Origin of the sequence: Anaerosalibacter bizertensis (genome assembly GCF_009696605.1) — a bacterium.
Taxonomy (GTDB): domain Bacteria; phylum Bacillota; class Clostridia; order Tissierellales; family Sporanaerobacteraceae; genus Anaerosalibacter; species Anaerosalibacter bizertensis.
Window position 1 is genome coordinate 87,748 of sequence record NZ_VULR01000002.1, and the last position, 21,842, is coordinate 109,589.

Consider the following 21,842-nt stretch of genomic DNA (forward strand, 5'->3'; position numbering starts at 1 on the left):
AAAATGATGACAGAAAGGGTTAAAAAATTAAGAGAACAAAGTCTTAATGCAGTTCCTTATATTTCAATGGAAAGGGCAGAAGCAGTTGATAGGGTTTATAAAAAGTATGAAGGTGCAGTTTCAACACCAGTACTAAGAGCTCTTGTACTTAAAGAGATAATGTCAACTAAAAAACTTTGTATCAATGATGGAGAACTTATAGTTGGAGAAAGAGGAGAAGCACCTGCAGCAACTCCAACATACCCTGAACTATGCTGCCATACAATAGAAGATTTTGAAATAATGGATAAACGTGAAAAAATATCTTTTAAAGTCAATGAAGAAGCTAAAAAGATTCAAAAAGAGGAAATAATTCCTTACTGGGAAAAAAGATCTATGAGATATCATATACTTGAAAATATGACTGATGAATGGAAAGAATGTTATGCAGCAGGAATATTTACTGAATTTATGGAACAAAGAGGTCCTGGTCATACAGTAGCAGATGGAAAGATATATAAGAAAGGATTCTTAGATTTTAAAAAAGATATAGAAAAAGCTATAGAAGAACTTGACTTTTTAAATGACCATGAAGCTCTTGATAAGAAGAATCAATTAGAAGCTATGAGTATAGCATGTGATGCTATAATGATATTAGGAAAACGCTATGCAGAATATGCTAAAGAACTTGCAGAAAAAGAGGAAAATCCTGAAAGAAAGAAAGAGCTTCTTGAGATATCAGAAGTTTGTAGCTGGGTACCTGCGCATGCTCCAAGAACTTTTAGAGAAGCACTTCAAATGTACTGGTTTGTTCATCTTTGTGTAATTACAGAGCTGAATCCATGGGATTCATTTAACCCAGGTAGACTTGATCAACATTTATATCCATATTACAAAAAAGAAACAGAAGCAGGAACATTAACAGAAGAAAAAGCTAAAGAATATCTTCAATGCTTCTGGGTTAAATTTAATAACCAACCAGCACCTCCAAAGGTAGGGGTTACACTTAAAGAAAGCGGAACATATACGGATTTTGCTAATATAAATAGTGGTGGTTTGAAGTCAGATGGTTCTGATGGAGTAAACGATGTAAGCTATCTTGTACTTGATGTTATAGATGAAATGAAATTGTTACAACCAAGTTCAAATGTGCAAATAAGTAAAAAAACACCTCAAAAATTCTTAAAAAGAGCACTTAAAATTGTAAGAAAAGGCTGGGGCCAACCTTCATTATTTAATACAGATGCAGTAATTCAAGAAATGCTTAGAGCAGGAAAAACTGTTGAAGATGCAAGGGATGGAGGAACTAGTGGTTGCGTTGAAACCGGAGCTTTTGGTAAGGAAGCTTATATACTAACAGGATATTTCAACCTTCCAAAAATTCTTGAAATCACACTAAATAATGGTATAGATCCTGAAACGGGTAAAAAATTAGGAATAGAAACAGGAGATCCAACTGAGTTTAAAACCTATGAAGAATTATTTGAAGCGTATAAGAAACAATTAAAACATTTTATAGATATAAAAGTTAGGGGAAATAGGGTTATAGAAAGACTATATGCTACAAAGATGCCTGTACCTTTCCTATCTGTAATAATAGATGATTGTATATCAAAAGGTAAAGATTATAATGCTGGAGGAGCAAGATATAACACTAGTTATATTCAAGGGGTTGGAATAGGAAATATTACAGATGCTTTAACAGCTATAAAATACAATGTATTTGACAATAAGAAAATAACAATGGAAGAATTGTTAAATGCAGTTAAAGACAATTTTGAAGGTCATGAAGATATACTCCATCTTGTTAAAAACAAAACTCCTAAATATGGAAATGATGACGATTATGCAGATGAAATAATGACCGAAGTATTCCATGCATATTACAATGAAGTTACAGGACGCCCTAATGGTAAAGGTGGAGTCCATAGAATAAATATGCTTCCAACTACATGCCATGTTTACTTTGGTTCTGTAATTGGAGCTACTCCAGATGGCAGATTGGCTAATACACCACTAGCAGATGGTATCTCTCCATCAAAAGGAGCGGATAAAAATGGACCAACAGGAGTAATAAAATCAGCTTCTAAGATGGATCATATAATAACAGGCGGAACCTTATTAAATCAAAAGTTTACACCTTCTGTCGTTCAAGGGGAAGAAGGATTGGACAATTTAGCACATCTTGTTCGTTCATATTTTAAGATGGATGGACATCATATACAATTTAATGTAATAAGTAAAGAAACCCTTATTGAAGCCCAAAACAAACCAGAAGAATATAAAAATTTAATAGTTAGGGTTGCTGGATATAGTGATTATTTTGGAAATCTTGATAAGGCTCTTCAAGATGAAATAATAGAGAGAACGGAACAAAGCTTCTAGTAGATACTTATAGAGAAGAATAAAATAATAATTTTATTCTTCTCTATTTCATAAAAATATAAAATAATTTACAGGAGGAATATATATGAATAAAATGCTAGGATTTATAGGAAATGGAAATATGGGTAGAGCAATGATGGGCGGTATAATAAAAGCTGGACTTTTCAAACCAGAAAATATTATAGTTTCAGATATTAATGAAAAGAGCCTTAAAGAAGTAAAAGAAGAACATGGTGTAAAAACTACAGTAGATAATAAAGATGTTGCCAAGGAAGCAGATATTATTATACTTTCAGTAAAACCAAATCTTTATCCTCTTATAATATCGGGAATAAAAGATAGTGTGAAAGAAGATGTAATAATAATAACTATTGCAGCTGGAAAATGTATAGAAGATACAGAAAAACAATTTGGTAGAGATATAAAAGTGGTTAGAGTTATGCCTAATACTCCAGCTCTTGTTGGGGAAGGTATGTCTGCTCTATGTCCAAGCAAATCAGTTACAGAAGAAGAGTTAAAGTTAATAGTAGATATGTTTGAAAGTTTTGGGGAAGCTGAAATTGTAGATGAATATCTTATGGATGCAGTAACTTCTGTAAGCGGTTCTTCACCTGCATATGTTTACATATTTATTGAAGCTATGGCTGACGCAGCAGTATTAGATGGATTGCCAAGAGATAAGGCTTATAAAATGGCAGCACAAGCAGTATTAGGTTCAGCTAAAATGGTATTAGAAACAGGAATGCATCCTGGAGCCTTAAAAGATATGGTATCTTCTCCAGGAGGAACAACTATTGAAGCAGTTGCAACCCTTGAAGAAAAAGGATTTAGAGATGCTGTTATTTCAGCTATGAAAGCTTGCACTAAAAAGTCAAAAGAAATGTCAAAATAAATGAAGACACAAAACAATATAGGTATAGGGCTAGCTTGCCATATACCTATACTTATATACCTATACGTTATAATTTTAACATAAATCTAATATTATATTATGTACATATAAAACAAAAAAAGGGGGATAAAAGTGAAAAATATTTATTTAATAGTGATATTAGGTTATATATTGGGAATTGCAGTATATGGATGGTATTTAAACAGAAAGCATATTGAAACTAGTGATGATTTTGTTACAGGTGGTAGAAGAATACCTCTTCCAATATTAATTGGTACCTTACTAGCCACTTGGATGGGTAGTGGAATGGTTACTGGCACAGCAAACTTTATTTATACATATGGTCCTATTGCAGGATTGATTCATCTTATAGGAGAACCTTTAGGTTTATTACTTGTAGCATTATTTTTAGCTAAGCGTGCAAGAGAAAAAACATCTTACACCATTCCTGAATTAATTGAAATAAAATATGGACCAGTAGCAAGAGTAATATTAGCTATATGTATAATCCTTTCTTATGTTGGGATAGTATCATATCAGTTTCAAGCAGGAGGATATATATTAAATATTACAACTGGAATAAACGTAGAAATAGGAACATTAATTAGTGCTATAATTATTATATTTCTATCAGTAGTAGGCGGTCTGGTTTCTGTTGCTTATACAGATGCTGTAGGAACATTGATAATATTTATTGCAATGATAATTGGACTTCCAATTGCTGTAAAACAGGCAGGAGGACTATCTGGAATGATCTCAGCAATTCCAGCAGAACAGCTTTCGGTTACAGGAAAATTAAGTGGGGTTCAATTATTGGGATATACACTTCCTACTATATTTTTAGTTTTGGGAGAACAAAACTTATATCAACGTTTTGGTTCAGCTAAAGATGTTGAAGAATCCAGAAAATCAGGTATTGGATTATTTTGGCTTGGACTTTTATTGGATATATTGATATTGGGATTAGTAACTCCAGGCATAGTACTTTATCCTAATTTGGAAAATCCTGATACCGCATTTTTTCAAGTAGCCATGGGACTTCCTGAAATAATAGGAGCTTTTATGCTTGCTAGTTCAGTTGCATTGTTTATAACTACAGCAGATTCATATTTATTATCAGCAGGAACAAATGTAACTTATGATTTCTGGGCAAGATTTATAAATAAGGATGCCTCTGATAAGGAAAAACTTATTGTTACTAGAGTTTCAATAGTTGTATTAGGAATAATAGCTTTGGTAGTAGGAAAATTTTTCCCTTCAATATTAAGTATGCAGATGTATGCTTATTCAATATATGGTGCTGCAGTAACTCCGGCTTTTTTAGCTTGTTTATTTTGGGATAAAGCAACTAAGGCAGGAGGTCTCACTTCAATTATAGTAGGTGGGCTTACAGTACTTATTTGGGAGATAGTATTGAAAAATCCAATGGGATTAAATAGTATTGTAATTGCAGGGCCATTATCAATAATATGTCTTATTATTGTTAGCTTAATGACACAAAGTTCTTTAAAGAAAAGTCAAGTTAATGAATAACATAGACTTTTATAGTCGTGTTATAATGGTTTTAAGTATTTAAATATGGGAAGGTGAATAACGTGAATGTAAATGAAAAACTTTCAAGTTTAAGAAAACTTATGAATGAAAAGGGAATAGACGCTTATATTATACCTACATATGATCCACATCAGAGTGAATATGTAGGTGAACATTGGCAAGCTAGAGTGTGGATATCAGGATTTACAGGTTCTGCTGGAACTGTAGTCGTAACTAAAGATGAAGCAGGACTATGGACAGATGGAAGATATTTTATTCAAGCTGAAAATCAGCTAAAGGGTAGTGAAATAAAATTATTTAAGATGGGTATACCTGGCTATCCAACCTATATGGAATGGATTAGAGACACTCTAAAAGAAGGAGAAACTGTAGGATTTGATGGAAAGCTATTTCCACAATCAGATGTACTGGAGATGCAAAAGAAGCTTGAAAATAAGAAGATAAAAATTGTTGAAGAATATGATCTAATAAGTAGTATATGGACAGATAGACCTGAGCTACCAATGGATGAAATATTTATTCATGATGTAAAATATGCAGGTAAAACTCCAAAGGAAAAATTAGAAGATGTAAGAAAAGAAATGGAAAAATTAGAAGTAGAATATTATATATTAGGAAGTCTTGATGATATAGCTTGGGTTTATAATATCAGAGGAAAAGATGTAGAGTATAATCCTGTAGTTACCTCTTATGCTCTTATTTCCATGGATAAAGCTTATTTATTTGTCCATAAGGTAAAAGTTCCAAAAGAAGTAGAAAACTTTTTAAATAAAAATGGTATAGAGATTAGAGAATATAATGAAGTAAGAGATTATGTTGAAAAAATAAAGGATGGAAGTAGGGTATTTATAGATCCAAGTAGGGTAAATAGATGGTTATATAATGGAATACCAAAAGGATGTAAAATAGTTGAGGAAACCAACATAACAACTAATCTTAAAGCAATAAAAAACTCTGTAGAAATAGAAAACTTGAAAAGATGCTATATAAAAGATGGGGTTGCGTTAGTTAAGTTCTTGTATTGGATAGATAAAAACTTAGGGAAAACTCCAATGTCTGAGATCTCTGTATCAGATAAATTAGAAGAGTTTAGAAGAGAGCAAGAAGATTTTGTGGAACCTAGTTTTGGTACTATAGCTGCATATAAAGACCATGCACCTATGATGCACTATAGTGCTACTGAAGAGTCAGACTACACATTAAAAAATGAAGGTATGCTTTTAGTTGATTCAGGAGGACAGTACTTAGATGGAACTACAGATATAACTAGAACTATAGTATTGGGACCTATAACAGAAGAAGAAAAGAGAGACTTTACTTTAACCTTAAAAGGGCATATTAATCTTATAAAAGCTAGATTTTTATATGGAGCTACAGGCTCAAACTTAGATGTTTTAGCTAGATTTCCACTATGGCAGGAAGGCATTGATTATAAATGTGGAACAGGTCATGGAGTAGGGTTTTTCTTAAATGTTCATGAAGGTCCACATAGATTTGCACCAATCCCTAATAAAGTGAAATTAGAAGAGGGAATGGTAGTGACCATAGAGCCAGGAGTATATAAAGAAGGGAAACATGGTATAAGGATAGAAAATGATATAGTAGTAAGAAAAGACATAGTAACTGAGTCAGGTCAATTTATGAAATTTGAAACTATATCCTATTGTCCAATAGATTTAGAAGGAGTAGATGTAGATCTATTGGATGAAAGTGAAAGACAGTGGTTAAATAACTATCACACTGAAGTATATGAAAAATTATCTCCATATTTAAATAAAGATGAAAAAGAATGGTTGAAAAACGAAACTAGAAGTATATAAATGATAAAATAAATGAGAGAATACTTGCCAAGTATTCTCTCATTTATTTTTTATGTTTGACGGGCATGTCATATATTTAAGGTGAAAGTCCTAAGGGGCGTAGTTACCAAAGAACTTAATAGCAACTTGTAAGTTTCACACCGTGAGGTCTCATGAACGATACAGTAGTAACAACGAATCATGAGAAGTCAGCAGAGGTCATAGTAATTAAATTTTTTTTAGTGAAGGACTGAACAATTAAAGAACATAATATAAAATGGGTGTAGTTTAGATAATATGATTGATACAGGTGAAAACGTAAAAGGAACCCAAGGTCGCTAAATTAAGATATTTCTAAACTAGCAAAAAGGAGTAGGATTCACATTATGACAAATTTATTAGACAAAATTTTTGACATACAAAATATGTATCAAGCCTTTAGAAGAGTATGTTCGAACAAAGGAACAAGTGGAGTTGATGGGATAACTGTTGACGAAATCGACAGATATATTAGAGAAAACTGGCAAAGAATAAAAGTCGAAATAAAAGAAAGACGTTACAAACCACAACCAGTCTTAAGAGTAGAAATTCCAAAACCTAATGGTGGCACCAGAAAATTGGGCATACCTACAGTCATGGATAGAGGTGAATTTCAACCATCAAAAACAGGTACACCATAAGGAGGAAATTTATCCCCTCTTTTAAGTAACATAATGCTAAATGAGCTTGATAAAGAGTTAGAAAGTCGTGAACTTAATTTTGTCCGTTATGCAGATGATTGTGTGCCACGAATGTGCGTCTAAGTAGCGTAGCTACTTGAATACAGCTATACTGTACAGATGATGGCGGCGGGCCCGCCGAAATCGCCATACAGGTGGAGATTTCAAATTACCTTAAGGTGCTGTGGTCAAAAGCCATGGTATTGAGCGTTAAGGAAAAGGCAGTATCTAAACTGTCAAGTGTGTGTTAAGGAGATGAACGAACAAGTGAACCACTTACGAAAGTGTCGAAAGCGTAGAGATTCCATCAAAACCAGGGGGTAGTCGTTAATCTGGGATAAGTCTAGGGGAAACCTGTTTACTGCCTAGATGGTGGACGGCACAAAGGTGGCATGAACTTAATACAGGCGTCTGTGATGAACAATCCATTGAAGATTTTGAGAAAAACTTAAACAACAATCTATACAAAATCTGGAATAGAATGTCATCAGGAAGTTACTTTCCCAAACCTGTAAAAGCAGTAGCAATACCTAAGAAGAATGGTGGTACTAGAATACTAGGCATACCCACTGTTGAAGATAGGATTGCACAAATGGTAGCTAAAATATACTTTGAGCCAAAGGTAGAGTCCATATTTTACGAAGACTCATATGGATATAGACCAAATAAATCAGCAATACAAGCAATAGAAAAGACAAGAATAAGATGTTGGAGGAAGGATTGGGTGCTAGAATTCGATATCAAGGGATTATTTGATAATATCAGGCATGATTATCTAATGGAATTAGTAAAAAGACATACTGAAGAGAAATGGATAATCCTATACATTGAAAGATGGTTAACAGCACCATTTCAAATGGAAGATGGAGAATTAATACTAAGAACAGCAGGAACACCTCAAGGAGGTGTCATAAGCCCAGTACTTGCAAACTTGTTTTTACACTATACATTTGATGATTTTATGGTAAAACAGTTTCCAACAATACCGTGGGAGAGATATGCTGATGATGGAGTAACACATTGTACATCATTAAAGCAAGCGAAATACCTACAAAGAAGGTTAGAAGAAAGGTTTAAACAATGTGGAGTGGAACTAAATCTAGAGAAAACGAAGATAGTGTACTGTAAAGATGATGACCTTAAAGGAAATTATGAAAATATATCTTTTGACTTTCTAGGATATGTATTTAGACCAAGACATTCAAGCAGTAAATATGGAAAATTTTTCACAAATTTCCTTCCAGCAATATCTGAAAAGGTAAAGAAAGCAATTTGTAAGGAAGTAAGAAGCTGGAAGCTACAATTAAAAGTTGATAAAGACATATGGGATATATCAAAGATGTTTAACAAGAAAATACAAGAAATGAAAACATAGATGAAAATCAGAATATTGGTTAGGTAACATTGCCAAAAGAGATGTGAAATTATTTGTACACTGGAAATTTGGAGTATTACCAACGGCTGGATAATGGGAGCCGTATGAGCTGAGAGGTTTACATACGGTTCTGAGAGAGACTTAAGGGGAGGTTCCTTAGGTCTACTCACTGTATTATAACAGTAAAAAGTAAAGTAGCAGCAAAGAGACAGTGGGGTTTACAAAAAGTTAGGAATTAATAAAGACTTAGCAAGATTAACCTCATATTGTGGGATAGGTACTACTTTGTAGCAACAAAAACCTGTGTATCAAGAGCAATTTCAAAGGATATATTAACCCGAAGAGGGTTAATAAGTCCATTAGATTATTATGAACACAGGCGTAATGTAAGATTTAATTGAACCGCCGTATACGGAACCGTACGTACGGTGGTGTGAGAGGGAAAATTTATTTTTCCATACTCGATTCGACAAATATTATGCAATACATATTAGATTAGTGAGAAATTTTTAAGTTATATAAAAATATGTCAAAATTCCTTGCATGCTTTTTCTTGAAATAGAACAACTTATCATTTATAATCTTATGCAAGATTATAAGTCAGAATAGTGTGAATTATAACGCTATTCATTGAAAGGTGTTTTATATTTTTTAGGTTGTTATAGTATTCAAGTGATCTGAAAAAATCAGAATGTATGTTGATAATAGCTAACTAAATGGTTATTTAATAAAGTTAACCTTAATATAGATAAAGATAGAGAATTTATTACAATATGATTAAGAAAGGAGCATTTTTCATAATAAGTCTATAGTTTTTAATAATGACATTAGAAATTTCTAGAATTTGTTTAAAAATATTAAGATTACAGTCTTTAAAATACTAATGGATAAAGATTAAAAATTTTTACCTTTTGAATAATATACTTTTGATAGATATTTAACAGTTGAATATTATATAATTTTTTCGTATAGATAAATAAGAAGTATAATTTATCTAAGAGTTTTAGCCTCTAATGTGGTATATTATGGATTCTATCTATACAATAATTATTTCATAATATAAATAAATAGAAAACACTTAACTTATAAAACCTAATGTTTAGAACCTCTCTACTCTATTGATATAAGTCTATGTATATTCGGTAATTAGGTAATGTTCTCCTAATTAGAATATGGTGTAAAGAAGAGGTGCAATCTTTTATTAGGAAGAACTGGAATTCAAAGAGGTGGACTATGGTCTCTATCTGTACAATTATTATTTCACAAGATAAGTGAAATAGGAAAGAAAAAAAGAAAATGGGATTAAGATTTATGTTAAGAAAAGAAAATTTTGGTGCAATATTATATGATAGAGAAAATTTTGAATTTTATTTTATTGATAAGTTTGGATTTGAAATAATTTTAAATATTAATAAATTTGGTATCCAAAGAACAATAGAGTTTTATGATTATGACGAAAGAGATAGTGTTACTTTTTATATAAAAGAATTAAATGAACTTGGATTAGTTAAAGGTAATAAAATTGATGCTGATATTATAATAAATAAACCAACTGAAAAATCATTATCGGCACCAGTAAAAGCATATTTAACTATTACTGATTTTTGTAATTTAAAATGTGATCATTGTTTTGGAGATTTTGGAAAGGGTAATGAAATGAATATGAAAAATATAAGAGAAATATTGAAGCAATTAAATGACTTAGGAGTTCCTCAGATAAGTATTACAGGTGGAGAACCTTTATGTCATCCAAGAATATATGATATAGTTGAATTAATAATACAAGAAGGTTTTACTATACAAATGACAACTAATGGTTTACTTATAAATGATGAATTTATAAATACATTTTCTAAATATAGTGATCAATGTTTTAGAATTTCAGTCTCATTAGATGGAATAAAAGAAGCACATGATAAAGTTAGGGGTGAAGGAAATTTTTCAAAAGTAATGGATAGGATTAAGTTTTTACAGAAGAATCATTTTAAGTTTGGTATTAATACAGTAATTAGTAATTATAACATAGATACTATAGACGAATATTTGGATATGTTATTGGAAAATGAAATTACAGATGTTTCTTTCTCTTTAATAATGCCAACAGGCAGAGCAGCTGATAGTGAAATTAATCTAATAAATTTGAATAGTAGTCTTTGGAAACATAAAATTAAAAAAGCTAAAGAAAGTATACAACAATTTGCAATTAAATCATCATCTTCACAATATGTGTTCGGTGATGTTGTTACTTCAGAGGGCAAATTTATTTTAGAAAAAGATGAAATTCGAAAAGAATTAGGATTGGAGAGGTGTGGAGCTGGTTCTTATATTATAACTATATCTTCAAATGGTGACTTAATTCCTTGTGTACATTTGAAAGATTTTTTTAATAAAAGAAAGGTTTATTCCGAGTCTGTTTTTGAGAAACCATTGAAGGACATATGGGATAGCAATGCTCAATTTTTATTTATGAGAAATCTTAAAACTGGAAATAGTTGTTTACTTTGTGATTCTTATATTGATGGAACATGTGTAGGAGGTTGTCCAGCTATTTCTGATGCATTTTATAGCAGTATTTTGGATAAAGATCCCTATTGTCCTAAATGGGAAGTATAGCCAAAATATTGGAGGATAATTATGATAGAAGTAGATAATATAAAAAAGAGTTTTGTAATTCCTGTGAAGAAAGATGGGAGATTTTTAAAGAACCTTATGAGACGAGAATATATAAGAAAAGAAGCTGTTAAGGGCATTAGTTTCTCTATAGATAAAGGTGAGTTGATTGGATATATTGGCCTTAATGGTGCTGGAAAATCCACAACAATAAAGATGTTGTGTGGTATACTTAAGCCAGATTCAGGAAGTATTAAAGTAAATGGTTTAGATCCATTTGAAAATAGAAGAGAAAATAATATGAATATGGGAGTATTATTTGGGCAACGAGGACAACTATGGACGGATTTGCCAGTACAAGATTCATTTTTATTGCTAAAGAAGATTTATAATGTTTCTAATGAGGATTATAAAAAGAGGATAGAATTTTTAGATAATGAACTTAATATAGGAGAGATTATGAAAATCCCAGTAAGAAAACTTAGCTTAGGGCAAAGAATGAGATGTGAGTTTGCTGGAAGTCTTATCCACTGGCCAAGTATAATTTATTTAGATGAACCTACCATAGGGTTAGATATATTAACTAAGAAAAAAGCTTTGTCATTAATAAAGAAATTAAATGAAAAATGTGGAAAAACCATCATATTTACAACTCATAATATGCAGGATATTGAGGATTTATGTGACAGAGTGGTTTTAATTGATAATGGAAAAATAATCTATGATGGGAAAACTCAAAAATTAAAGGCTTCTTATACTAATCAAAAAATATTATCTATTACTTTTGATTATATTGGAAATAATGATAAAGAAAACTTGATAAAAGTATTAAAAAAATCTGGGAAGATATTAAACACTTGCAACAATAGTTTACAATTACTTATTAATGATGGAAAAATTCACAATATGAAGAATATTTTAAATGAAATAAATAAAGTTTGCGAAATAACTGATTATGATATATCTTCTATTAAATTTGAAAACATAATAGAAAATATTTATACAATAGAAGCTAAATCATAGGGGTGAACCACATGAAGAGATTAAAAATATCTAAATATTTTGAGTGGTTAAAAATGGGAGCAAAAATACAGTTATTTGATCGTGGGATTCTTTTAGAGAATATATTTAATTTTATATTTCAGATATTCTTATCTTATTTTTTATGGAAAGGAATATATGGTAGTAATAAAATATTAAATGGACGGAATTTTCAACAAATGATAAATTATATAATTCTTAGTGTAGGAATATCTAATATTTTTGTATATCCCAATATTTATTTTATGTCAATGGATATAAAATCAGGAAATATCGCCTACACATTGCTTAAACCTATAGATTATCAAATGCAATTTATATTTAAAAATATAGGAATTGTACTTCCTATACTGGTAATATCAATTTTTTCAGTATTAGTATTTCAAATATTTATATTTAGTATAGACATGCCTGTTAATTTTATTTATTTTGTTATAAGTGTATTTTTGTCATTGTTGACTGTAATAACCTTTGATTTTATTTTAGGTATGGTTTGTTTTTGGACTGAGAATAGTTGGGGAGTATCTACTTTAGAATTTGCCATAGTATCTTTTTTTTCAGGCAGATTAATTCCTCTTGATTTTTTTCCTAAAAACTTTAGATATCTATTTATAGAAATACTCCCTTTCTCTGGAATAATTTATACTCCTATAGACATCTACCAGAATTATTGGAGTGCTAATGATTTTTTGATGTATTTGATTCAACAGAGTGGGTGGATTATTATATTATTATTAATAGGTAGATATATATTTAATATTGCAAGGAATCATGTATTTATAAATGGAGGTTAAAAAAACATGGGGAATTTTAGATATTATATATCTATTATAATTACTTTTATAAAGTTTAATATAAAGAAGCTTTCAGAATATAGGGTGGATTTTTATTTAGGAGTATTTTTATTATTAATTATACAATTTTTGAATTTGAGTTTTTTTTATTTAATATTTGATGCAGTACCTGAAATAGATGGTTGGAATTTGCATGAGATTTTACTAGTATATGGATTTTATACTCTTAACTGTGGATTTTTTATATTTTTATTTGGGAAATTGAGAAGTCTTAAAGCGTATTTGTACTCAGGTGAATTTGAGATAATGTTAACAAGACCAATACCACCAATTTTACACATTCTTATATCAGGATTTAATGAAGAATCTATATTTGAAATAATATTAGGATTCATTATTATATTTTATGCTATGAATAATTTAGGTATTTCGTTTAATTTTATAAATACAATAATTATTATTTTATTTATGATATTAGGAAGTCTAATTTTTGGAGCTATAGCAATTATTGCTGAATCTATTTTATTTTATACAAGATATAGTTTTACACCTATTGATAGTATTTTTTCCCTTGCTGAGTTTACTAAATATCCAATCTCAATATTTGGAATTGTATTTCAGAAAATTTTAACCTTTATTATACCTTTAGGATTTCTAAGCTACTATCCTGCAAATTATTTTTTAAATAAGGAAACTATAAAAGTAAATATTTTTTTTGCAGAAGGAGTTATTTTATGTATTCTAATTATTGTATCAAAAATATTTTTTAATAAAGGCCTTAAAAAATATGAAGGTAATGGAAATTAGTGTATATTTAAGTTAAAAAAATGCTCTTTTCTGTCTTATTCATGCAGGAAAGAGCATTTTTTCATATTGGTAGTTTATTCATTTAAATAGATGCTTCTTCTTTTTTATCTACTACATCGTAAAATAATTCGCTACTATATTTTATCATTCCGTATTTTTGCCCTTGCATTTCAGCAAGTATTTTTAACTCTTTGCCTGAGATTTCAACAGGTTCTTCCACTTCCTTTTTTTTCTTGTTTCTTACTTTACAGCTGTAAATAGCATCGTCTTCTAGTTTCTCAACTTCTATCCCTAAATGTCTTAATTTTTTAGAAAACAATACTTTTCACCCCCTGTTTTATATTTACCCCATTGAATATATAATACCATATTATAGAATTATTTTAAGTTATTATTCATAATTTTAAGAAAAATACTAAAATAAAAAAAGAGCTATTTTACTAGCTCTCTTAAAACTTTAGAAACACATTCAAAAGAATACCCTCTTCTTTGAAGATATCCACCTAATTTCCTATAGATAGCATTTTTATCATCATTTTTGTAAGATTTAATTTTTTTTGTTGCTAATTCCATAGCTCTTTCATATTCGTTGTCAGAATATTTTTCTACTATTTCACTTGCTATGCTTTCATCTACACCTTTATTTTGTAATTCATGTTTTATTCTATAACTTCCTAGTTTTTTCAATCTAACTTTTTCTTCAGTGTAAATTTCAGCAAATCTTCTATCGTCTATAAAGTTATACTTTTTCAAATAAGCTAGGGTTTCATTAATTACTTCTTCATCGAAACCTTTTTTGATCATTTTATCCACAATTTCCTTTTCTGTTCTCCATCTGTTGGATAAAAACTTTAATGCATAATCATTGGCCCTATTTTGCTCTTCAGATTTTAGCACGTTTTCGATATAAGATTCATCTATTTCCATATTTTCTTTTAAATTATATTTATATGCTATTTCCAAACTCAGACCAAAGGCAAATTCGCCATCTAAGTATATATTTACTCTATCTTTATTGTTTTGAGATTTTATTTTTGTTATTTTCATAAAAAAATCCTTTCATGTGATGATATTTTAAGTAAAGTATATTAGAATATAATATATAGTCTATATTATCATAAAATTAAATTAGAGTCTAAAATCTTTATTGTTAAACGATTATTAGGGTATAAAGGTAAATAGTAGGAAATTAAGGAGACCGATGAAATGAAAAAAGATAAGATTATATTTTTTGTTATTAGCACTATATTAGGTGTTTTAATTGGATTTCAGTTTAATACTGTAGATAGTGTAAAAGAAGCTAGTATGGCTCCTGGAAAGGAAGGAGAAAAAATAGCTTTAAAAATCGAGAAATTGAGTCAAGAAAAAGAAAGTTTAGAAGAAGAGATAAAAGAACGTGGTAAGTTATTGAAAAAATATGAAAAAAGTATAATGGATGAAAAAACAAAAGGTTTGATAAAAGAAACAGAGAAATATAAAATGATATCTGGATACGAAGAAATAGAAGGACCGGGAATTATAATTGAAATTAATGATTTATATGATGATTATTTATATTATTCTGATGATCAGGTATTGGTAGAGAAAAAGGAATTATTGACTTTTATTGTTAATATTTTAAGAATGGCAAATGCAGAAGCTATTTCAATTAATGATCTTCGTATTACAGGATATACAGAAATAGAAGTAGCAGGAAGACATTTTGAAATAAATGGAGTATCTACAAATACACCATTTTCAATAAAAGTAATTGGAAATTCAAGCGATTTATATAAAATAATAGAGCATTTAGTTGATGATGAATATTTTGATATAAAAATAACAAAAAGTAACAATATAACCATACCAAAATTCAATAAACAAATTGAATTCAAAAATGCAGAACCTATAATTGAAGGGAGTAAATAAAAGCAACAAAACTTATAATTTGACATAAAATGAGGAGATTATGTATAAATTAACAATTTGACAATAAAAATTTTATATAGTAATATATACCTATAATTAAATAGATTCTATGGTTGCTTATGCAATAATAGGGAATAAGGTGAGAGACCTTAACAGCCCCCGCTACTGTAAAAGCTACTAATACTCTGATAATATCACTGAATATAATTTTGGGAAGATAAGGGTATTGGGTTAGAAGCTTTAAGTCAGGAGACCTGCCATAGATATAACGGAAAGCTAATTTCGGTGGGAAATTAAGCGTACGATTATATATTTTTGAAAATTTGTTTTTCATTTATTTAAATGTCTTATGCTAAAAATCCTACTGTGTAGGATTTTTTTATTTTCTAAGAAAATATATAGATAGGATTCAATACAATGGATATAAAATTATGAATATTCAAACGATATAACAATGCAACTGAAAGGGGAAAAAGTAGATGGCAAAGAGTAGGATACGGGTTTGGAATTCTGAAAATATTATTTTTACACTAGATAAGAATAGAGCAAAGCAATATAAGGAAGAAATTGTTGATATAAATGAAAAATATGTAAGGATTTCAAACAATGCTTTTGAAAGAAATTTAAAAATAAAAGAAGTTGTTTTGCCAGATACCCTTGTCCTAATTGGTAAGAATGCATTTAAGGAATGCAAATCTTTAAAAAAAATACATATACCAGAGTCTGTAAAAACTATTGAGGAAGGAGCTTTTAGAGATTGTGTAAGTTTGAAAATCGTTAAACTTCCAGATGGAATGGACAAGCTAAATAAAAATATATTTAAAGGTTGTAATAATTTAAAAAAAGTGTTTATTTCCACAGAAAGTGAAATAAACACTATAGATTCAGATGTTTTTAATAACTGTGAGAAACTGGAATATATCCAATTGCCAAAGGCTGTAAAAAGGATTGAATTCCGCTCTTTTTATAGAACAAAATCATTAAAGAAAATTGCATTACCAGAAGATTTAGAGTACATAGGTAAAGAAGCTTTTTATTTATCAGGAATAGAAAATATTGAGATACCAGATAAGGTCAAAGAAATAGATGATTCTGCTTTTAAAAATTGCAAATATATTGTAGGTGTTAGAATACCTGAAAATGTAAAAAGGATTGGCAAAGATGCATTTAGCGGGTGTAGAAGATTGAAAACTATAGAAATACCTCATGATTTAGAAGACATTGGGGATAAAATTGTGAACCTACATACAACTGTAAGGTGTAGAGAAGGATCAAATGTAGATAATTATTGTGAAAAGTTCGGTATCAAAACCGAATACATTTAACAATTTAACTTTAAATCAAAGAAAGCCAAAAATTTATTTATAAGGCAGGATAGTATATATTATCCTATTAAATCAGGTGAGAATCCTGAACAGATGCGCTACCGTGATAACCTTATTGAAAATAAAGGTTTAGTCGGAAATAGTTTCTTTGATAACAGAAAATGAATCTAAATATTAATTAGATTTGTTTTGAGGAAAGTTCTACAGCATAAATAGAGCTTCTGTTTTAAGGGATTAACTACTTAGAACAGAAGCCTTTTTATTATAAAATTAAGGAGGGTTTTATATTGAAAAATAAGAGTATAAGAAAATGTTTATCTTTCTTGATGGCATTTACAATGATCTTTTCAACAATAAGTTTTTCATTTGCAGAAGGACTAGAAGTAGACAAAGACACAGTAAAAGAAGCAAAACCAAATATATTTGAATTTGATAAAGAAACAGGCACTATCATAAAATATATTGGTTCCAGCAAAACTGTAACTATACCAGAAGAAATTGATGGAGTTAAAGTTGAAAAAATTGGTGATGGAGCTTTTGCAAGTAAAGAATTAGAATCTATAACTATTGCAAATGGTGTAAAGAAAATAGGAGAGCGTGCTTTTTTAGGGAATAAATTGAAGTCAGTTGAAATCCCGAATAGTGTCACATGTATTGATAATTTAGCTTTTGCAGACAGTGAATTGACTAATGTTAAGTTTTCAAAGAATTTAACAAATATAGGAGTTGAAGCTTTTAAGGATAATAAGTTGGAAGAAGTTGAAATCCCTAATAGTGTAAAAAATATTGATAGAAGTGCATTTCAAAACAATAAATTAACAAAAGCTAATATTCCAGATAATTTAGAAGACATAGGTTACCATGCATTTGCAAATAATCAACTAGAGAAAGTGACTATACCAGGAAGTCTTAAAAAAGTTGATAATCATGCGTTTGCAGATAATCAAATAAAAGAACTTGTTATTCAAGATGGTGTAGAGATCTTGTATTGGAGTGCTTTTGCTAATAATCAATTAACAGAAGTTAATATTCCAAGTAGTGTTGTAACTATTGCAAATGGTGCTTTTAATAATAATCAATTAAGCAAAATTAATATTCCAAGTAGTGTTGAAACTATTGAAGAAGGAGCTTTTAGCAATAATAGAATTTTACAAGGAAATGCCCTTATAGATAAGCATGAAAAAGATATAGATATAGAAGAAGGAGCATTTTATAACAATGGTACTGATGGAAAAACAGAAATCACACCAATATTTTTAAAAGATACAAAGATTAAGATAATTACTAATTTAGAAGATGAACAATGGGTTACTGATCCAAACTTTTCTTTTAATGCTATAGCAAAAGTAGACGATGAAAAAGTAAAATTAGAAGTTGAACATCATGGCAAATATATACAGGGAGATGATAAAGGTAATTATTCACTTAACTTTACTGAAGAAGGAAGACAATATATTAATTTAATAGCTATTCATGGTGAGGATATAGTACAAGAAACATATACAATTTATTATAAAGAATTGCCAGGTGAAGGGGATGGGGCTGACAACGAGCGTTTTAAGCCTACTGTAAAGACCAACCTAAAAGATGGAATTACTATTAAATCATCAATTCACAATATATGGATAATAGCTAAGGATTATAAAGGAAATAATATAGATGCAAGTAATATTATAGTATATTGCAATGGGAAACCAGTGTCTATTAATTGGACTGACGGAGATCAAACCAGTTATGATCTTCCAATAAGAAATGGCGCTAATAGAGTTGATATTATTGTACGGGATTCTGAAGGAAATAGAATCAAATTAACATTTGAGAAAATTAAAGGTATTGTAAAAGATCAAGTTGTAGATGAAATTCCAACTATTGAAACTACTTTAAAAAGTATGACTACAAAAGCAGACAAGATTACTTTTGATTTATGGGCAAAAGATCCTAGTGGGAATAAAATAAGTACTTCAAATGTTAAAGTTACAAACAATGGAAAACCAGTCGGTATTAATTGGGATGATAAGGAAAAAACTAGTTATACTTTAAATCTAGAAATAGGAACAAACAATGTTGAGATTAAAGTTAATTATAATGGAAAAGATTATGTAGAAAATTATACTTTAATTCGTGAAGAAGCAGAAGATGGGGAAGTAATAGGTACATTTACTTTTAGTATGGAGGCTTCTACGGTAGGCTTAGGATATTTAATAGAACCTATTCAAGTTAATATTCATAAAGGAAGGAATGCGGCTCAAGAATTAGATGAAATAATAAGAACACATGGATATAAATATGAAAAAACAGGGAGTCTTGAAAGTAGCTTTTATTTAGCAACTCTTTTAGATGGTGAAAATAAAATTTATAAAGTTAAACCTAGAATTCCAGATGAATTAAAAAGAAAGTTAGAAGAAAACAGTGTTCCATATGACGAGGAAGATTATAATCCAGAATGGGGATTAGGCGAATTTGACTTTAATTTTATGTCAGGATGGATGTATGCAGTAAACAATGTATTTCCAAATGTCGGATTTGCAGATAAATATCTTCAAGACGGAGACGTAATGCGTGTACAATTTACATTAGCTTATGGCAATGATATTGGTGGCGCGGATGCCATGGGTGGAGGATATGAGAACAATATGTTCCCTAAAGTTAATAAAGATGAATTGACTAAAAAAGTAGCAGAAATAAATAGTAATAGTAGAAAAGAAGAATATTTAAAAGTAAAACGAGTTAAGGATGCTTATGATGAATCTATTAGAGTTCTACAAGCATTTGGAGTTTCTCAAGAAGAAATTGATAAAACTTTAGAAAATTTAGAAACAGCTATAAACAATGTATCACAAGTAGTATCAGTAAAAGAAATAGAAGAAATAGAAGTAAACTATGGAACAAGTAAAGAAGAAGTAATAGAAAAATTACCAACAAAAGTTACATTAAACTTAAGCAATGGAACTAAAGAAGAAGTAGATGTAACTTGGACAAGTGAAGAATATGCTGAAAACAAAGCAGGAGATTATACATTTGTAGGAAGCTATGAATTGCCAGAAGGAGTAACAGGAAAGAAACCAGAAGTAAATGTAAAAGTAACAGTAAAAGAAGAAGTAATAACAATAAAAGAAATATCTCAAATAGAAGAAATAGAAGTAAACTATGGAACAAGCAAAGAAGAAGTAATAGAAAAATTACCAACAAAAATTACATTAAACTTAAGCAATGGAACTAAAGAAGAAGTAGATGTAACTTGGACAAGTGAAGAGTATGATGAGAATAAAGTAGGAGAATATACATTTATAGGAAGTTATGATTTACCAGAAGGAGTAACAGGAGAAAAACTAGAAGTAAGTGTTAAAATAATAGTAAAAGAAGAACCAGTACCAGAAGTAGATAAGGCAAAACTAGAAGAAATAATAAATCTGGCTGAAAAGATAGATACAGATGGAAAGGCAGAAGAAGATATAAAAGCTTTAGAAGAAGCAATATTAGCAGGAAAAGAGATTCTTGCTAAAGAAGAAGTAACACAAGAAGAAGTAGATAATGCAGTAAAGGCGATAAAAACAGCAATATCTAATTTGGAAGATAAAGAAGAACCAGTACCAGAAGTAGACAAATCAAAACTAGAAGAAATACTAAACTCAGCTGAAAGTCTAGAGATAGAAGATAAGACAGAAAAGAGTGTGAAAGCTCTAGAAGAAGCAATAGCAATAGGAAAAGAAATCTTTGTTAAAGAAGAAGTAACACAAGAAGAAGTAGACAGTGCAGTAGAGGCAATAAAAACAGCAATATCTAACTTAGAAGATAAAGAAGAACCAAAACCAGAAGTAGATAAAACAAGATTAGAAGAAATACTAAATTCAGCTGAAAAGATAAATATAGAAGGGAAAACAGAAGAAAGCATAAAAGCTTTGAATAAAGCAATATTAGCAGGAAAAGAGGTTCTTAATAAAGAAGGAGTAACACAGGAAGAGATAGATAGTGCAGTAGAAGCAATTAAATATGCAATAAATAGTTTGAAAGATAAAGAAGAACCTATTAAACCAACTGAGCCAACTGAACCACAAAAACCAAATGACAATGACTCAGAAAAACCAATTAAACCGACTAAGCCACAAAAACCAAATAAACCAGGAACAATAGATAAAGTAGATAATAAACCAACTAAACCAAATGTAGAAGATAAACCAGCTAAAACATCACTTCCTAAAACAGGACAATCCTCTATGCTGTGGCTAAGTATTTTAGGAATAATCCTATTAGTAGTTGGAGCTAAACTATGGATAGATAAAAGAAAAGAAAAAGAAGCATAAAGTTATTAAGGATAAGAGCTTTTAAGAGTTCTTATCCTTTTTATATTGTTGAAAATAGCTATATAGAAAATTAAAATTAGTTTGCCTTGAAAAATAAAATATGCTATACTTTAATAAGAATACATTGTTATAGTATTTTTTACAATTTAACTTTATATCAAGGAAGTCTCAATTTATTCTAAATTGAGAAGGATATGTAGATTATCCTCAGGGAATCAGGTGAAAATCCTGAACAGATGCGCTACCGTGAAATTCAGTCGGGAACCTGCTCTTTGATGATAGAAAACAAGCCTCGCAAATAGGTTTTGTTTTGAGTAAAGTTCTACAGCATATATAGAGCTTCTGTCGTGAGT

General features: G+C 29.7%; 15 protein-coding genes, 1 pseudogene and 1 riboswitch. Of the genes and pseudogenes, 14 read left to right on the forward strand and 2 right to left on the reverse strand.

The features are described from left to right. The first annotated feature begins 3 nt into the window (after positions 1–3). The 11 genes and pseudogenes from hypD (at position 4) to FYJ27_RS02240 (ending at position 13,955) form a co-directional block, all read left to right on the forward strand. Complete coding sequence (gene hypD, locus FYJ27_RS02190) at positions 4–2,364, forward strand: trans-4-hydroxy-L-proline dehydratase (RefSeq protein WP_154482462.1); 2,361 nt, start codon at positions 4–6, stop codon at positions 2,362–2,364. Positions 2,365–2,449: 85 nt separating this feature from the next. After that, complete coding sequence (gene proC / locus FYJ27_RS02195; protein WP_154482465.1) at positions 2,450–3,256, forward strand: pyrroline-5-carboxylate reductase; 807 nt, start codon at positions 2,450–2,452, stop codon at positions 3,254–3,256. A 132-nt stretch (positions 3,257–3,388) separates the two neighbouring features. Next, on the forward strand, positions 3,389–4,789 hold the full coding sequence (locus tag FYJ27_RS02200; RefSeq protein WP_154482468.1) for a sodium:solute symporter family protein: 1,401 nt from the start codon (positions 3,389–3,391) through the stop codon (positions 4,787–4,789). 62 nt (positions 4,790–4,851) lie between these two features. Next, a complete protein-coding gene (locus FYJ27_RS02205) occupies positions 4,852–6,630 on the forward strand; it encodes an aminopeptidase P family protein (RefSeq protein ID WP_326831024.1) in 1,779 nt (592 codons plus the stop codon). Between the two features lie 404 nt (positions 6,631–7,034). After that, a complete protein-coding gene (locus tag FYJ27_RS12665) occupies positions 7,035–7,289 on the forward strand; it encodes an RNA-dependent RNA polymerase family protein (RefSeq protein ID WP_229775442.1) in 255 nt (84 codons plus the stop codon). Between the two features lie 12 nt (positions 7,290–7,301). Then, positions 7,302–7,412, forward strand: a pseudogene (locus tag FYJ27_RS12670) (hypothetical protein); the annotation flags it as partial. A gap of 277 nt (positions 7,413–7,689) precedes the next feature. Next, the gene (gene ltrA, locus FYJ27_RS02220; RefSeq protein WP_229775450.1) at positions 7,690–8,703 is read left to right on the forward strand and encodes a group II intron reverse transcriptase/maturase; all 1,014 of its coding nucleotides are present in this window, start codon (positions 7,690–7,692) and stop codon (positions 8,701–8,703) included. Positions 8,704–10,014: 1,311 nt separating this feature from the next. Beyond that, entirely contained in the window at positions 10,015–11,316 is a 1,302-nt protein-coding gene (locus FYJ27_RS02225; protein WP_195839060.1) for a radical SAM/SPASM domain-containing protein, read from the forward strand. A gap of 21 nt (positions 11,317–11,337) precedes the next feature. Beyond that, positions 11,338–12,336 (forward strand): ABC transporter ATP-binding protein, encoded by a 999-nt coding sequence (locus tag FYJ27_RS02230; protein ID WP_154482480.1) that lies wholly within the window; start codon positions 11,338–11,340, stop codon positions 12,334–12,336. Between the two features lie 11 nt (positions 12,337–12,347). Then, entirely contained in the window at positions 12,348–13,148 is an 801-nt protein-coding gene (locus tag FYJ27_RS02235; protein ID WP_154482483.1) for an ABC transporter permease, read from the forward strand. Positions 13,149–13,154: 6 nt separating this feature from the next. Continuing rightward, positions 13,155–13,955 (forward strand): ABC transporter permease, encoded by an 801-nt coding sequence (locus FYJ27_RS02240; RefSeq protein ID WP_154482486.1) that lies wholly within the window; start codon positions 13,155–13,157, stop codon positions 13,953–13,955. A gap of 82 nt (positions 13,956–14,037) precedes the next feature. On the opposite strand, the gene FYJ27_RS02245 is transcribed toward FYJ27_RS02240, so the two are convergent. Both FYJ27_RS02245 and FYJ27_RS02250 read right to left on the reverse strand, forming a co-directional pair. Next, on the reverse strand, positions 14,038–14,274 hold the full coding sequence (locus FYJ27_RS02245) for a hypothetical protein (RefSeq protein ID WP_154482489.1): 237 nt from the start codon (positions 14,272–14,274) through the stop codon (positions 14,038–14,040). Between the two features lie 113 nt (positions 14,275–14,387). Continuing rightward, positions 14,388–15,002: a regulatory protein RecX gene (locus tag FYJ27_RS02250; protein ID WP_154482492.1), complete on the reverse strand. Its 615-nt coding sequence runs from the start codon at positions 15,000–15,002 to the stop codon at positions 14,388–14,390. Positions 15,003–15,161: 159 nt separating this feature from the next. Here FYJ27_RS02250 and FYJ27_RS02255 point away from each other — a divergent pair, with 159 nt between their 5' ends. From FYJ27_RS02255 to FYJ27_RS02265, 3 genes are all read left to right on the forward strand, one after another. Then, positions 15,162–15,863: a DUF881 domain-containing protein gene (locus FYJ27_RS02255; RefSeq protein ID WP_154482495.1), complete on the forward strand. Its 702-nt coding sequence runs from the start codon at positions 15,162–15,164 to the stop codon at positions 15,861–15,863. Between the two features lie 93 nt (positions 15,864–15,956). Then, a riboswitch (cobalamin riboswitch) is annotated at positions 15,957–16,139 on the forward strand. A gap of 203 nt (positions 16,140–16,342) precedes the next feature. Continuing rightward, positions 16,343–17,188 (forward strand): leucine-rich repeat domain-containing protein, encoded by an 846-nt coding sequence (locus FYJ27_RS02260; RefSeq protein ID WP_154482498.1) that lies wholly within the window; start codon positions 16,343–16,345, stop codon positions 17,186–17,188. 287 nt (positions 17,189–17,475) lie between these two features. Continuing rightward, positions 17,476–21,489, forward strand: coding sequence for a leucine-rich repeat protein (locus tag FYJ27_RS02265; RefSeq protein ID WP_154482501.1), 4,014 nt, complete (start codon positions 17,476–17,478; stop codon positions 21,487–21,489). Positions 21,490–21,842: the final 353 nt, after the last annotated feature.